12 protein-coding genes are annotated in these 14425 nt (G+C 62.6%); 5 read left to right on the forward strand and 7 right to left on the reverse strand.

The features are described 5' to 3' along the window. Nucleotides 1–2 precede the first annotated feature (2 nt). From PSH66_RS12635 to PSH66_RS12660, 6 genes are all read right to left on the reverse strand, one after another. Nucleotides 3–2900, reverse strand: coding sequence for a 2Fe-2S iron-sulfur cluster-binding protein (locus PSH66_RS12635; RefSeq protein ID WP_305429243.1), 2898 nt, complete (start codon nt 2898–2900; stop codon nt 3–5). Continuing rightward, complete coding sequence (locus PSH66_RS12640; protein ID WP_003173308.1) at nt 2897–3196, reverse strand: sarcosine oxidase subunit delta; 300 nt, start codon at nt 3194–3196, stop codon at nt 2897–2899. The genes PSH66_RS12635 and PSH66_RS12640 overlap by 4 nt, the downstream gene beginning before the upstream one ends. A gap of 13 nt (nt 3197–3209) precedes the next feature. Beyond that, on the reverse strand, nt 3210–4451 hold the full coding sequence (locus tag PSH66_RS12645; protein ID WP_305429245.1) for an FAD-dependent oxidoreductase: 1242 nt from the start codon (nt 4449–4451) through the stop codon (nt 3210–3212). After that, a complete protein-coding gene (gene folD / locus PSH66_RS12650) occupies nt 4433–5338 on the reverse strand; it encodes a bifunctional methylenetetrahydrofolate dehydrogenase/methenyltetrahydrofolate cyclohydrolase FolD (protein ID WP_003173310.1) in 906 nt (301 codons plus the stop codon). The genes PSH66_RS12645 and folD overlap by 19 nt, the downstream gene beginning before the upstream one ends. Continuing rightward, nucleotides 5335–6201, reverse strand: coding sequence for a formyltetrahydrofolate deformylase (purU, locus tag PSH66_RS12655; protein WP_003173311.1), 867 nt, complete (start codon nt 6199–6201; stop codon nt 5335–5337). The genes folD and purU overlap by 4 nt, the downstream gene beginning before the upstream one ends. 342 nt (nt 6202–6543) lie before the next feature. Then, the gene (locus PSH66_RS12660) at nt 6544–7143 is read right to left on the reverse strand and encodes a helix-turn-helix domain-containing protein (protein ID WP_078824164.1); all 600 of its coding nucleotides are present in this window, start codon (nt 7141–7143) and stop codon (nt 6544–6546) included. A gap of 281 nt (nt 7144–7424) precedes the next feature. On the opposite strand from PSH66_RS12660, the gene glnT reads away from it, so the two are divergent. The 5 genes from glnT (at nt 7425) to PSH66_RS12685 (ending at nt 13182) form a co-directional block, all read left to right on the forward strand. Then, a complete protein-coding gene (glnT, locus tag PSH66_RS12665; RefSeq protein ID WP_003173314.1) occupies nt 7425–8759 on the forward strand; it encodes a type III glutamate--ammonia ligase in 1335 nt (444 codons plus the stop codon). Nucleotides 8760–8781: 22 nt separating this feature from the next. Then, nucleotides 8782–9690, forward strand: coding sequence for a glutamine amidotransferase family protein (locus tag PSH66_RS12670; RefSeq protein ID WP_305429247.1), 909 nt, complete (start codon nt 8782–8784; stop codon nt 9688–9690). Nucleotides 9691–9701: 11 nt separating this feature from the next. Continuing rightward, entirely contained in the window at nt 9702–10376 is a 675-nt protein-coding gene (locus PSH66_RS12675) for a protein glxC (RefSeq protein WP_003173316.1), read from the forward strand. A gap of 14 nt (nt 10377–10390) precedes the next feature. Beyond that, entirely contained in the window at nt 10391–11713 is a 1323-nt protein-coding gene (locus PSH66_RS12680; protein WP_003173317.1) for an FMN-binding glutamate synthase family protein, read from the forward strand. A 143-nt stretch (nt 11714–11856) separates the two neighbouring features. Further along, nucleotides 11857–13182, forward strand: coding sequence for an ammonium transporter (locus PSH66_RS12685; RefSeq protein WP_305429249.1), 1326 nt, complete (start codon nt 11857–11859; stop codon nt 13180–13182). A gap of 77 nt (nt 13183–13259) precedes the next feature. Here the strand turns inward: PSH66_RS12685 and PSH66_RS12690 are convergent, their stop codons facing one another. Continuing rightward, nucleotides 13260–14414: an ABC transporter ATP-binding protein gene (locus PSH66_RS12690; RefSeq protein WP_141064205.1), complete on the reverse strand. Its 1155-nt coding sequence runs from the start codon at nt 14412–14414 to the stop codon at nt 13260–13262. Nucleotides 14415–14425: the final 11 nt, after the last annotated feature.

Here is a 14425-nt window from a genome sequence, read left to right on the forward strand (position 1 = left end):
GGTTAACCCTCCTGGCGGGTGTTGGCGGGGTCGAAGAACGGCAGTTGCACCACTTCGGCCTGGACGACGATGCCGCCCTCGACACGAATCGGAATGCGCTGCCCCGGTGTGCTTTGCTCGACCCCGGCATAGGCCAGGCCGATGATGCGGCCCAGGGTCGTGGAGTATTCGCAGGAGGTGACGTTGCCGCTGATGTCCGGGCCGTTGAGCACCAAGTGACCTTCCAGCGGTTGCACGCTGCCCTTGGGCAAGGTGAAACCCACCAGTTTGCGCTTCAGCGGTTGGGCTTCGAGGATGTCCACCGAGCGTCGGCCGACGAAAAACGGCTTGTTGCGGCTCACCGCCCAGCCCATGTCGATTTCTGCCGGGTGGGTCATGCCGTCGGTGTCCTGGCTGATGATCACGTGACCTTTTTCCAGGCGCAGCAGGCGTTGGGTTTCGACGCCGAAGGGGCGAATGTCGAAGGCCTTGCCGGCTGCCATCAGCGCGTCCCACAGCGCCAGGCCGTGGCGCGCGCAAACGTGGATTTCATAGCCCAGCTCGCCGACGAACCCGACCCGCAGCAGACGCGCCTTGATCCCCGCGACCGTACCCTGGCGTACGCCGAGGTAAGGGAAACCTTCGGCGCTCAGGTCGAGGTCGCCGCAGACCTGCTCGAGCACCTTGCGCGAGTCCGGTCCGGCCACGTTCACCGCGCAGATCGCCGCCGTGACGTTGGTGACGTCGACGTCCAGGCGCCATTGCGCGTTCCACTTGAGCATCTGCTGGTAGATGCGGTCGACGCCGCTGGTGGTGGCGGTGACGTAGAAATGGTTGTCGGCCAGCCGTGCGCACACGCCGTCGTCGATCACCACGCCGTGTTCGTTGGTCATCAGCGCATAACGCGAACGGCCCACGGGTTGCTTGATGAACGCAAAGGTGTACATCCGGTTGAGCAATTCGGCGGCGTCGGGGCCGCGCACGTCGAGGCCGCCGAGGGTCGAGACGTCGATCAGCCCGACCTTGTTGCGCACATGCAGCGCTTCGGCCTGCATGCACGCCTCGCGGTGCTGGGCCTTGCCGTAATACGCCGGGCGCTGCCAGATACCGGCGGGCATCATTTTCGCGCCGGCCTGCACGTGGCGCGCGTGCATCGGTGTTTGCCGGTAGGGATCGAAGGCCCGCCCGGCCACATGCGCGAGTTTCTCCGCGACGAATGGCGGCCGCGCGGTGGTGACTCCGGTTTCACTGATATTGCGTTGGGTCGCCCAGGCCACCAGCCGCGCGGTGGGCAGCGCCGAATGGCGGCCCTGGGACGGGCCCATGCCCACGGTGGAATAACGTTTGACCAACTGCACATCGCGGTAGCCGATGCGCGTGGCGTTGACGATATCCGCCACTTGCAGGTCTTCGTCAAAATCGACGAAGTCCTTGCCCTTGGGATGCGGAAAAATCGGCCAGTTGAAGTTGACCTGGGCTTCACTGCGCAGCGGCGCGGGTGGGCTGGCAGTGGTCATGCCGAGGGTGAGCACACTGTCGGCGGCGGCATGGGTGGCGTCTGCCAGCACGTTGTCCAACTGGTGCCGACCGTTCACGGAGCCGGCCACGCGCAGGTTCCGTGGCAGGCCACTGAGACTGAACTCTGCGCGCCGGTCGTCATACGCCAGCTTGCCGCCGGCCTGGCACAGCAGTTGATACACCGGCATGTAGCCGGCCGACATGCACAGCAGGTCGCAGTCGATCACCTGCGCGCTGGCGCTGACCTGGCCCTGGCCGGTGATCTGGCGCACGTCGACGCCCTTCACATGACGCAGGCCTTTTTCATGCAGGGCCTCGAATACCGTGCTGTTGGTGTGGCACGGGATCTTGCGCCGGGCCAGGGCCGCAGGCAGGGCGCTGTCCGCCGGGGCATGGCGCAAGTCGATCACGGCCGCCACGTCCACGCCCTGGTCATGCAGATCGAGGGCCGCCATGTAGCCGTCATCGTTGCCGGTAAGCACCACGGCACGTTTGCCCGGCTTGACCGCATAGAGCTTCATCAGGCGTTGCGCGGCGCTGGTCAGCATCACCCCCGGCAGGTCGTTGTTGCGAAAAATCACCGGCTGGTCGAACGAGCCGCTGCACACCAGGCACTGGCGCGCACGCACTTTGTACAGGCGTTTGCCCTGGATCACCGGCAGGTAGTTGTCGGTAAACCAGGCGTTGCAGGTGGCGTCGGTCAGCACCTGGATATTGGCGTGTTGCTGCACCGCGTCGCTCAGTTCGTGGCGCAGACGGTCAGCACGGGTGCCTTCGATATCGAAGCGTGCGTAGGTCAGCGAACCGCCGAGGATCGGCTGCTGTTCGATCAGCAGCACCTTGGCCCCGGCATTCGCGGCAGACAGCGCGGCCTGCAACCCGGCCGGTCCGGCACCGATCACCGCCAGGTCGGTAAACAGGTAGGCCTTGTCGTAATACTCAGGCGCAAAGGACAAGTCGAGCACGCCCAGGCCGGCCTTTTTGCGAATGATCGGCTCCCAGACTTTCCACATGCCCTTGGGCTTGTAGAACGAACGGTAGTAAAAACCCACCGGCATGAATTTGGAAAACTTGCCCAGGTAGGCGTCCCTGTCGTTATCCAGCGAGCCGTTGACGTTCTGCGCAGTCACCGCCAAACCGGCGGACAGCGCGTGGGCATCGGCCAACACATTGGGCTCCCGGGGCAGTTGCACCAGGCTGTTGGCATCCTGGCCGGCCATGGTCAACGGGCCGCGTGGACGGTGGTACTTGAACGAGCGCGACATCAGAAAGCGTCCGTTGGCGAGCAGGGCGCTGGCGATGCTGTCGCCCTGCAAACCTTGGTAGGGCAGGCCGTCAAAACTGAAGTCGAGTGGCTGGTCACGCTGGATCAGCAAGCCCATGGGGGCGGGAAGGCGGTTCATCCGGCGATCTCCTTGGCGGTGTTGAAGTCGACGCGGGTGGTGAACACTTCGCGGGGATCGAAGGTGCGCACGATCTCATCGGTGACCGTGTGGCGCTCGGCGAGGAACCAGTAGCTTGAGGGTGTGTGCATCCACCATTCGCGCACCACACCGGCGAGGTTGTCGGTGTTGAACACGTAGTCGGCCCATTCGGCGTCGCTGCAATTGACCGGGTCGGGCATCGGCTTGAACTCGCCGCCGTAGGTGAATTCGCTGATATTGCGCGGCCCGTTGAGCGGGCACATCATGATTTTCATCGTCTGCTCTCCGTCAGTGGCTGGCCGCTGTGGCGCCCATTTCGTTGACTTGCTGGAAGGTCGAGAAGCGTTCCAGACCAAACGGCTTGATCAACTCCGGCACCTTGCCGCCGCTGGCGACCAGTTCGGCCATGGTCTTGCCGCAGATCGGCGTGGCCTTGAAACCCCAGGTGCCCCAGCCGGCGTCGAGGTAGTAATTTTTCACCGGCGACAGGCCCATGATCGGGCTGTAGTCGGGGGTCATGTCGGTGATCCCGGCCCACTGGCGCATCAACTTGGTATTGGCCAGGAACGGAAACATTTCGATGGCATGGGCCAGCAGGCTTTCTTTCAGGTCCAGGGTGGAGCGCGTGTTGAACAGCGGGTAGGGGTCGGAACCGCCGCCAAATACCACTTCGCCGCGACTGGTTTGCTGCACATAGCAGTGCAGGGCCGACGAACTCACCAGAGGGTCAAGGAACGGCTTGAACGGCTGCGTGACCATCGCCTGCAACGGGAAAGTCTGAATCGGCGAGCGGATGCCGGCCTTGGCCATCAGCAACGAACTGTGCCCGGCAATCGCCTGCACCGCGCAGCCGCACTGGATCGTACCGCGGTTGGTTTTCACCGCGGTGATAGCGCCGTTTTCGATCACCAGGTCCTGCACTTCGGTGAGTTGATGGATTTCCACACCGCGCTTGGCTGCCTGCTTGGCGTAGCCCCAGGCCACGGCATCGTGGCGCGCGGTGGCGCCGTCGATATGCCAGAGCCCGGCGATCACCGGCAAATGGCCGGGGTCGAGGTTGAGGCTGGGCACCAGCTCGCGGATCTGCTGGCGGTCGATCATCTCGGTGCGCCCGCCGAAGTGCTTGTTCACTTCGGCACGCTGGCGGAACGAACGCACGGTAGCGTCGGTGTGGGCCAGGGTCAGTTGGCCGCGCTCGGAATACATGATGTTGAAGTCGAATTCGTTGGACAGCGCCTGGAACATCTTTACCGACTCGGCGTAGAAACGAACGCCCTCGCTGGTGAGGTAGTTGGAACGGATCACTGCGGTATTGCGCGCGGTATTGCCGCCGCCCAGGTAGGCCTTTTCCAGCACCGCGATATTGGTGATGCCGTGGTACTTGGCCAGGTAATAGGCGGTGGCCAGGCCATGGCCACCGGCGCCGATGATCACTACGTCATAGCGGGCCTTGAGTTCCTTGGGCGGTGGCAGATCCACTTCCACCGGGTACTGCGAACTCAGCCCATATTTCAATAGATTGAATGGCATACGGCCTCCGATCGGCTGCGTTGGGCGTGGTGTTGCGCCAGGGCGGCGGCCACGGTGTTTTTCATCAGGAAGGCAATGGTCATCGGCCCGACACCACCGGGCACCGGGGTAATGGCGGCGACATGGGGCAGGGCGCTGTCGAAGTCGACATCGCCCACCAGGCGGCTGCGGCCGTCGTCGTCGATGCGGTTGATGCCCACGTCGATGACCACCGCGCCGGGCTTCAACCAGCTCGCGTCAACCAAGCGGGCGCGGCCTACGGCGGCGATCACGATATCGGCCTGTCGGCACAGCGCCTGCGCGTTCTGGCTGCGTGAGTGCAGCACGGTCACCGAGCAATCGGCCTTGAGCAGCAGCGCGGCCATGGGTTTGCCGACAATGTTCGAACGGCCGATGACCACCGCGTGTTTCCCGCGCAGGTCGCCGCAGGTTTGCTCCAGCAGATACAGGCAACCGCTCGGCGTGCACGGCATGAGCACCGCGCGACCCTGGCTGAGACCGCCGACGTTCTGGCTGTGGAAACCGTCCACGTCCTTATGCGGTGCGATGGCTTCCAGGGCGCGCAGTTCGTCGATCTGCGCCGGCAGAGGCAGTTGCAGGAGGATGCCGTGGATCGCCGGGTTGGTGTTCAATTGGCCGATCAGGATCAGCAGTTGTTCGGTGCTGGTGTCGCCGGGCAGACGGTGTTCCAGGGAGCGGATGCCCACCTCGTCGGCGCGCAGGATCTTGTTGCGCACATACACCTGGCTGGCCGGGTCGCTGCCCACCAGGATCACGGCCAGGGCCGGTTGAATGTCTTGCGCGAGCAGGCGCGCCACGTCTTCACGCACTTGCAGCAGCACGCGAGCGGCCGCGGCTTTGCCATCAATCAGTTTAGCCGCGCTCACCGGAACACCACCGTTCTGTCCTGATTGAGAAACACCCGGTGCTCCAGGTGGTACTTGACCGCCTTGGACAGGGCCACGGTTTCGGTGTCGCGGCCGATGGCGACCAGATCGTCGGGCTTGTACACGTGGTCGACGCGCTGCACTTGCTGCTCGATGATCGGGCCCTCATCCAGGTCGCGGGTCACATAGTGCGCGGTGGCACCGATCAGCTTCACCCCACGCTGATAGGCCTGGTGATAAGGCTTGGCGCCTTTGAAACCGGGCAGGAACGAATGATGAATATTGATCGCCCGCCCCGACAGTTGCCGGCACAGGTCGTCGGAGAGGATCTGCATGTAGCGCGCCAACACCACCAGCTCGGTGCGGGTGTCATCGACGATCTTCATCAGCTCGGCTTCCTGCGCGGCTTTGTTGTCCCTGGACACCGGCAGATAGATAAAGCGAATACCCTCGCGCTCGGCCATGGGCCGCAGGTCGAGGTGGTTGGAGACGATGGCGGTGATCGTCATGTCCATCTCGCCCTTGTGGTAGCGGTAGAGCAGGTCGGTTAAGCAGTGGTCGAACTTGCTCACCATCAGCATCACGCGCATCGGCTCGCGGGTGTCGTGCAGCTCCCACTGCATGTCGAACGCTTGGGCGACCTCGGCGAAACCGTCTTTGATCTGTTGCAGGTCGCCCTCATGCCCATCGTTGAAACGGAACACCGCACGCATGAAAAAGCGGCCGCTGAAATCATCGTCGAACTGCGCCATCTCCCCGATATAGCACGCGTTGTCCGCCAGGTAGGTGGTGACGGCAGCGACGATGCCGGACACGGCGGGGCAGGTGACCTTGATGATGAAATGGTTTTTCTCGTGTTGCATGACACGTCCTCGGGGTGATGGCGGCAGCTCATCGCATAGCGAAAATGTCTGAGGACAGCAGGCTCATTCCTTGAGCGCGTTTTCTTGTTAGGAATAATATATTCCTGAGATGGCTTTATAGGGGAGGAGGGGCGGGGCGTCCAGCGTTTTTTGGAAAGTTTTTTAACTGAGAGGAAATTTTTAGCCGGCAGGACGGCATCGAATGCAGTCAAAAAATGTGGGAGGGGGCTTGCTCCGGTAAGGGTGGGTCAATGACAAATGCATTCACTGACACTCCCTTATCGGGAGCAAGCCCCCTCCCACAGTTGAATCTCTGTGCTTCAGGTGTATCGCGAGTTCGGATTATTCCTTGTCGTTGCCGTAATTCATGATCGACAACAACCGAATCGGCACCTGCACCAACTGCTCAGGCCCATGGGGAATCTCGCCTTCAAAGGTCAGGCTGTCGCCAGCTTCCATGCGATACAGCTGATTGCCATGCCGGTAAATCAACTCACCCTCCAGCAAATGCAGAAACTCGGTGCCGGGGTGGGAGAACGTCGGAAACTCCTCGCTCGCATCATCCATGCTCACCATGTACGCCTCGAAACTCTTCTTCGGCCCGCGCGTATGGTTGAGCAGGTGGTAGGTATGGCCCTTCTCGGTTCCCCGGCGCACCACTTCCATGCCCTGATCACCCTTGACCAGCAGGGCGCTGCCGTCCTGCTGGTCATATTCACTGAACAACTTGGACAGAGGCAGCCCAAGCACATCACATAAGCGGCTCAGGGTATCCAGACTGGTAGAGACCTGGGCGTTTTCAATCTTGCTCAACATGCCTTGGCTGATGTCGGCAATCTTGGCAACGTCGGACAGCTTGAGATCCTGGGCCTGGCGCTGGCGCTTGATCTGCAGACCCAGGTATTGCTCGAGCTTGAGGCGGGGGGCGGTTTCGGTGGACATAGTCATCAGATCCTGCACGGTTTCCGTTCAGTAATATTAATTTCTCACTGGGAAAGTGCAAGCGCTGGCTCTTGATGGCCGTTCCTGGCTGCGTATTCCCACAGGGAAAAGAATTTTCCCATATATACAGCACAAAAGCGCTTTCTCCGGCACGTCGATGTGCCATTCGCGAAGCTGGCAAGGCTATTGCATTCCTGTAGAGAAACTAACTTTCTTTTTAGGAATAAAAAGACAGTCAAGCCCCTCCACACTGTTTTGCCTTTCGCGAGGAGTGTCACGCAATGTTGCCAGCAGAAACCCAGCGCATCATCGACAAGCACGGGATCAAGTACGTGCTTGCGCAGTTTGTGGATATACACGGTGCGGCCAAGACCAAGTCGGTGCCCATCTGCGGGCTCAAGACGGTGGCCGAAGAGGGCGCGGGGTTTGCCGGGTTCGCCATCAGCGGCATGGGCATGGAGCCCCATGGTCCGGACTTCATGGCGCGTGGCGATCTGTCGACATTGACCCCGGTGCCGTGGCAGCCGGGGTACGGCCGGGTGGTGTGCGTCGGCCATGTCGATGGCAAGCCTCATCCCTACGACAGCCGCTACGTGTTGCAACAGCAGGTGCAGCGCCTGCAGGACAAGGGCTGGACGCTGAACACCGGTCTGGAGCCCGAGTTCAACCTGATGCGCCGCGACGAGCAAGGCACGTTGCAACTGGTCGACCCCAGCGACAACCTCGACAAGCCCTGCTACGACTACAAGGGCCTGTCGCGTTCGCGGGTGTTCCTCGAGCGCCTGACCGAAGCCTTGCAGGCAGTGGATTTCGAGGTCTATCAAATCGACCACGAAGACGCCAACGGCCAGTTCGAGATCAACTACACCTACAGCGATGCCTTGACCTCGGCCGACCGTTTCACCTTCTTTCGCATGGCCGCCGGCGAGATCGCCAATGAACTGGGAATGATCTGTTCCTTCATGCCCAAGCCCGACCCCAAACGCGCCGGCAACGGCATGCACTTTCACCTGTCGATCAGCAGCTTTGATAACAAAAACCTGTTCCATGACGCCAGCGACCCGAGCGGCATGGGCCTGTCGAAACTGGCCTATCACTTCGCCGCCGGCCTGCTCGCCCATGGCCCGGCGCTGTGTGCGTTCGCCGCGCCCACAGTCAACTCCTATAAGCGCCTGGTGGTGGGCAATTCGTTGTCCGGCGCGACGTGGGCCCCTGCCTTCATTGCGTTTGGCGCCAACAACCGTTCGGCCATGGTGCGCGTGCCTTACGGCCGTCTGGAGTTCCGCCTGCCGGACGCCGGTTGCAACCCGTATCTGGTCAGCGCCGCGATCATCGCGGCGGGCCTGGACGGCATCGATCGGCAATTGGAAATCGACCATGTCTGCAACGAAAACCTCTACAGCCTGAGCCTGGAGCAGATCGCCGAGCGCGGCATCAAGACCCTGCCGCAATCGCTCAAGGAGGCCTGCGACGCGCTGGAAGCCGACGCGTTGTTCGCCGAGGTGCTGGGGCCGCAGATCGTGGGCGAGTTCATCAAGCTCAAGCGCATGGAGTGGGTGGAATACAGCCGCCATGTGAGCGACTGGGAAATCCAGCGCTACACCGAATTTTTCTGACACCGTGTGACGGAGACTTGTTATGTGTGGAATCGTAGGCCTGTACCTGAAAAATCCGCGGCTGGAACCCCAGCTCGGCAAGTTGTTTGAACCCATGCTGCACGTCATGACTGACCGTGGCCCGGACAGTGCGGGGTTTGCCATCTACGGCGATGAAGTCGCCGATGGTTGGGTCAAGCTGACCCTGCAAGCCACCACCGACGCCTTCGATTGGAACGCTTTGATGGGCGCGCTGGAAGGGCGTCTGGGTTGTTCGCTGGACTGGTTCCAGAACGCCAGTGCCGCTGTGCTGAAGATCCACGCCGACGAAGCCCCGGTGCGCCTGGCCCTGGCCGAACTGGCGCCGAGCGTGCGCATCATGAGTGTCGGACGGAGCATCGAAATCCTCAAGGGCATGGGCCTGCCTGAGGAAATTTCCCAGCGCTTCGGCCTGGCCAGCATGCAGGGCAGCCACATCATCGGCCACACCCGCATGGCCACCGAAAGCGCGGTGACCATGGAAGGCAGCCACCCGTTTTCCACCGGCGCCGACCTGTGCCTGGTGCACAACGGCTCGCTGTCCAACCACTTCCGCCTGCGCCAGGAGCTCAAGCGCGAAGGCATTCAGTTCGAAACCGACAACGACACCGAAGTCGCCGCCGGATACCTGACCTGGCGTTTGCAACAGGGCGACTCGCTCAAAGAGGCGCTGGACCACTCCCTGGAAGACCTCGACGGCTTCTTCACCTTTGCCATCGGCACGCGCAACGGTTTTGCGGTGATCCGCGACCCGATTGCCTGCAAGCCGGCGATCCTCGCCGAGACCGACGACTACGTGGCCATGGCCTCGGAGTACCAGGCGCTGTCGAGTCTGCCGGGCATCGAGAACGCGCGGATCTGGGAGCCCGCCCCGGCCACGTTGTACATCTGGGAACGCGAGACAGCAGCTTAAGGAGCGCACACATGAAAACCATCGATCTTTCCACCGCCACCGTGCGTGACCTCAACCAGGCGCTGCATGCGCCGGTGCTCGACAACGAATGGCGCGTCACCCATTCCAACGGCAAGCACAACCTCGCCGTCGGGGTGAACCAGCCGGTGTCCATCGATATCGAGGGCCACGCCGGTTACTACTGCGCGGGCATGAACCAGCAGGCGTCGATCACTGTGCACGGCAATGTCGGCGTGGGCTGCGCCGAGAACATGATGTCCGGCTCGGTGCGCGTCAAAGGCAGCGCGTCCCAGGCCGCCGGGGCGACGGCCCATGGTGGTTTGCTGGTGATCGAGGGCGACGCGGGCGCCCGTTGCGGGATCTCCATGAAGGGCATCGACATCGTCGTCGGCGGCAGCATCGGCCATATGAGCTGCTTCATGGGCCAGGCCGGGCGTCTGGTGGTGTGCGGCGACGCCGGCGATGCGTTGGGCGATTCGCTGTATGAAACCCATATCTATGTCAAAGGCACGGTGGAGTCCCTGGGCTCGGACTGTGTCGAAAAAGAGATGCGCAATGAGCACCTGCAAGAGCTGCAGGAACTGCTGGATCGCGCCGGTTTTGCCCATCAGGCGGCGGACTTCAAGCGCTACGGTTCGGCCCGCCAACTCTACAACTTCAAAGTCGACAACGCCTCCGCGTACTGATCAGGAGCTCCACCATGACTGAACAAACTCCTCCGGTCCTGCGCGAGTCGGCGACCTTCGACCGCCTGACCATCCAGGAAATCCAGCGCGCCGCCGAAACCGGCATCTACGACATTCGCGGTGGCGGCACCAAGCGCAAGCTGCCGCACTTCGATGACTTGCTGCTGCTCGGCGCCAGCGTGTCGCGTTACCCGCTGGAAGGCTATCGCGAGAAGTGCGGCACCGACGTGATCCTCGGCAACCGCTTCGCCAAGAAACCGATCCATTTGAAGATTCCGGTGACCATCGCCGGCATGAGTTTCGGCGCGTTGTCGGCCAATGCCAAGGAAGCCCTGGGCCGCGGCGCGACCATCGCCGGCACCAGTACCACCACCGGTGACGGCGGCATGACCCCGGAAGAGCGCGGCCAATCCCAGCACCTTGTGTATCAGTACCTGCCGTCGCGCTACGGCATGAACCCGGATGATTTGCGCAAGGCCGATGCCATCGAGATCGTTCTCGGCCAGGGCGCCAAGCCCGGTGGCGGCGGCATGTTGCTGGGCATGAAGGTCACCGAGCGCGTGGCCGGCATGCGCACCTTGCCTATCGGTGTGGACCAGCGCAGCGCCTGCCGCCACCCGGACTGGACCGGCCCTGACGATCTGGCAATCAAGATTGCCGAGCTGCGCGAAATCACCGATTGGGAAAAACCGATCTACGTGAAGATCGGCGCCAGCCGGCCGTATTACGACGTGAAGCTGGCGGTCAAGGCGGGGGCCGATGTGATCGTGCTCGACGGCATGCAAGGCGGCACCGCCGCGACCCAGGAAGTGTTTATCGAGCATGTGGGCATCCCGATTTTGTCGGCCATTCCCCAAGCGGTACAGGCTTTGCAGGAGATGGGCATGCACCGCAAGGTCCAGTTGATCGTGTCGGGCGGGATTCGCAATGGTGCCGACGTGGCCAAGGCCATGGCGATGGGCGCGGATGCGGTGGCCATCGGCACGGCGGCGCTGATTGCCTTGGGTGACAACCACCCTCGGCTGGATGCGGAGTTGAAAAAAATCGGCTCGGCCGCCGGCTTCTACGACGACTGGCAGAACGGCCGCGACCCGGCCGGGATCACTACCCAGGACCCGGAGCTGTCCAAGCGCCTGGACCCGGTGGAAGGCGGGCGACGCCTGGCCAATTACCTGCGGGTGATGGTACTGGAGGCGCAGACCATGGCCCGTGCGTGCGGCAAGTCGCACCTGCACAACCTCGACCCCGAGGACCTGGTGGCGCTGACCGTGGAATCGGCCGCCATGGCCCGGGTGCCGTTGGCGGGGACCAGCTGGATCCCCGGTTCCGGTTACTAGCGGGCTTCTGTGGTGAGCGGGCTTGCCCCGCGCTCGACAGCGCAGCTGGAGACGGCTTTTCAGGGGCGCTTCGCACCCCGGCGCGGGGCAAGCCCGCTCACTACAACCAGGCACTTCCCCTTTCTTTTGCAGGAGCTTTGAACATGGTCAATCGTCTTCTCGGCACATCCCTTTTCGGCTTATTGGCGGCCGGTGCCTTTGCACCTTTGGCGTACGCCGCCGATGCACCCACCTTGAACACCGGCAGCACCGCCTGGATGGTCACCGCCGCCGTGCTCGTACTGTTCATGTGCTTGCCGGGGCTTGCGTTGTTCTATGGCGGACTGGTCCGCGCGAAAAACATGCTCTCGCTGTTCACCCAGTGCTTCGGTATCGCCGGGTTGGTGGGCGTGCTGTGGGTGATCTACGGCTACAGCATGGTGGTCGATACCACCGGCATGGTCGAGGGGCAGGTGACCTTCAACAGTTTTGTCGGCGGGCTGAGTCGCGCCTTCCTGGCCGGGATGACCCCCGAGAGCCTGGTGGGGGATATTCCGGAAGGGGTGTTCGTGACCTTCCAGATGACCTTCGCGATCATCACGCCGGCGCTGATCGCCGGGGCGTTTGCCGAGCGCATGAAGTTTTCGGCGGCGCTGTGGTTCATGGCCCTCTGGTTCACCCTGGTGTATGCCCCGGTGGCGCACATGGTGTGGGGCGGTTCAGGGGCCTTGATGCATAACTGGGGTGTGCTCGATTTTGCCGGCGGCACCGCCGTGCACATCAATGCCGGTGTGGCTGCGCTCGCCGCGTGCCTGATCCTCGGCAAGCGCAAGGGCTACCAGAACACGCCGATGCCGGCGCATAACCTCAGCCTGACCATGGCCGGCGCGGCCATGCTGTGGGTGGGCTGGTTCGGCTTCAATATCGGCTCCGGTGGCGGCCTCAACGGTACCTCGGGAATTGTCATGCTCAATACCCAGCTGGGTGCGTGCGCCGGGATTCTGGGCTGGATGTTCACCGAGTGGTTCAAGGTCGGCAAACCGAGCGCCCTGGGCCTGGCCAGCGGTGCGTTGGCCGGTCTGGTGGGCATCACCCCGGCGTGCGCGTATGTCGGCGTCGGCGGTGCGTTGGCTATCGGCTTGCTGTGCGGGGTGTTCTGCTACTTGAGCGTGACGGTGCTCAAGCGCCGCTTCGGCTACGACGACAGCCTCGACGTGTTCGGTCTGCACGGCATCGGCGGCATGATCGGTGCAGTGTTGACCGGTGTGTTCTGCATACCGTCCATGGGCGGCCTGGTGGAAGGCGTGACCATGGGCGCCCAAGTGGTGGCCCAGATCAAAGGCGTGTTGCTGACCACGGTGTACTGCTTCGTGATCAGCTGGATCATCCTCAAGGTGGTCAACGCCCTGGTCGGCCTGCGTGCGCATGAATCGGTGGAAGAAATGGGGCTGGACCTGGCCGAGCATAACGAGCGGGCCTACAACCACTGATCGTTCGACTGGATGAATGCAGCTCAAAATGGGGGAGGGGACAAGCCCCTTCCACATTGATCTCGACATGGGGAAGCTCAATGCGCCCCAGCCGCCTTGTTCAAATCACTCTCCGCCCACTCGGTATACACACACGCATCCGCCGTCGCCCAGCGCACGCGCACCGGGTCGCCGGCCTTGAGCGGCATGCCTGCAGCGGACAGCGCCTTGACCGTCATCGAGGTGCCGCCGAGGGTTCTCACCGTGCAGGTCTGGCTTTCACCAAGAAACAGCACTTCACCCACAATCGCCGACACTTCATTCCAGCCCGCCACCAACGGTTGCTCGGCGGCCTGTTCGACGCTCAGCGCCAGGGCTTTTTCCGGGCGTACCATCAGCAGTACGTCTTGCTCGGTGTGCAGCCCGCTGGTCAGGCGGATTGACAGCGACTGGCCTTCGAACGACGCCACCGCATTGCCCTGGGCCTTGAGCTTGAGGAAGTTGGAGTTGCCGAGGAACGACGCCACGAACGCGTTCGGCGGGTTCTGGTACAAGTCGAAGCCGCTGCCCAGGCCGACGATCTTGCCGTGGCTGAAAATCGCGATGCGCTGGGACAGGCGCATGGCCTCTTCCTGGTCGTGGGTGACGTAAACGATGGTGATGCCCAGGCGCCGGTGCAACTGGCGCAGTTCGTCCTGCAGGTCTTCACGCAGCTTTTTGTCGAGGGCTCCGAGGGGTTCGTCCATCAGCAGGATGCGTGGCTCGTACACCAGCGCGCGGGCGATGGCGACCCGTTGCTGCTGGCCGCCAGACAATTGCGAAGGGCGGCGGTGGGCGAAGGGTTCCAGCTGCACCAGCTTGAGCATGGCATCGACGCGTTTTTCGCGTTCGGCGCTGGCCAGTTTGCGGATCGCCAGGGGGAAGGCGATGTTGTCGCGCACCGACAAATGCGGGAACAGCGAGTAACGCTGGAACACCATGCCGATGTCGCGTTTGTGCGGCGGTACGTTGACCAGGGATTGGCCGCCCACGAGGATCTCGCCGCTGCTCGGCGTTTCAAAGCCGGCGAGCATCGACAAGGTGGTGCTTTTGCCCGAGCCGCTGGAACCGAGAAAGGTCAGGAATTCGCCGTCCTTGATGTCCAGCGAGATGTTGTCCACGGCAGCAAATTCGCCATAGAACTTGTTCAGGTTGCGCAGGCTCACCAGGCTTTGGCCAGGGGTTTGCGCGGGGTCTTTGATCACTGCACTCATGTCTTAATCCT

Origin of the sequence: Pseudomonas sp. FP597 (assembly GCF_030687435.1) — a bacterium.
Taxonomy (GTDB): Bacteria; Pseudomonadota; Gammaproteobacteria; order Pseudomonadales; family Pseudomonadaceae; genus Aquipseudomonas; species Aquipseudomonas lactucae.

Coding starts and splice junctions, on each gene's coding strand:
- PSH66_RS12635 (WP_305429243.1), bottom strand. CDS start 2,900: ATGAACCGCCTTCCCGCCCCCATGGGCTTGCTGATCCAGCGTGACCAG.
- PSH66_RS12640 (WP_003173308.1), bottom strand. CDS start 3,196: ATGAAAATCATGATGTGCCCGCTCAACGGGCCGCGCAATATCAGCGAA.
- PSH66_RS12645 (WP_305429245.1), bottom strand. CDS start 4,451: ATGCCATTCAATCTATTGAAATATGGGCTGAGTTCGCAGTACCCGGTG.
- purU (WP_003173311.1), bottom strand. CDS start 6,201: ATGCAACACGAGAAAAACCATTTCATCATCAAGGTCACCTGCCCCGCC.
- PSH66_RS12660 (WP_078824164.1), bottom strand. CDS start 7,143: ATGTCCACCGAAACCGCCCCCCGCCTCAAGCTCGAGCAATACCTGGGT.
- glnT (WP_003173314.1), top strand. CDS start 7,425: ATGTTGCCAGCAGAAACCCAGCGCATCATCGACAAGCACGGGATCAAG.
- PSH66_RS12670 (WP_305429247.1), top strand. CDS start 8,782: ATGTGTGGAATCGTAGGCCTGTACCTGAAAAATCCGCGGCTGGAACCC.
- PSH66_RS12675 (WP_003173316.1), top strand. CDS start 9,702: ATGAAAACCATCGATCTTTCCACCGCCACCGTGCGTGACCTCAACCAG.
- PSH66_RS12680 (WP_003173317.1), top strand. CDS start 10,391: ATGACTGAACAAACTCCTCCGGTCCTGCGCGAGTCGGCGACCTTCGAC.
- PSH66_RS12685 (WP_305429249.1), top strand. CDS start 11,857: ATGGTCAATCGTCTTCTCGGCACATCCCTTTTCGGCTTATTGGCGGCC.
- PSH66_RS12690 (WP_141064205.1), bottom strand. CDS start 14,414: ATGAGTGCAGTGATCAAAGACCCCGCGCAAACCCCTGGCCAAAGCCTG.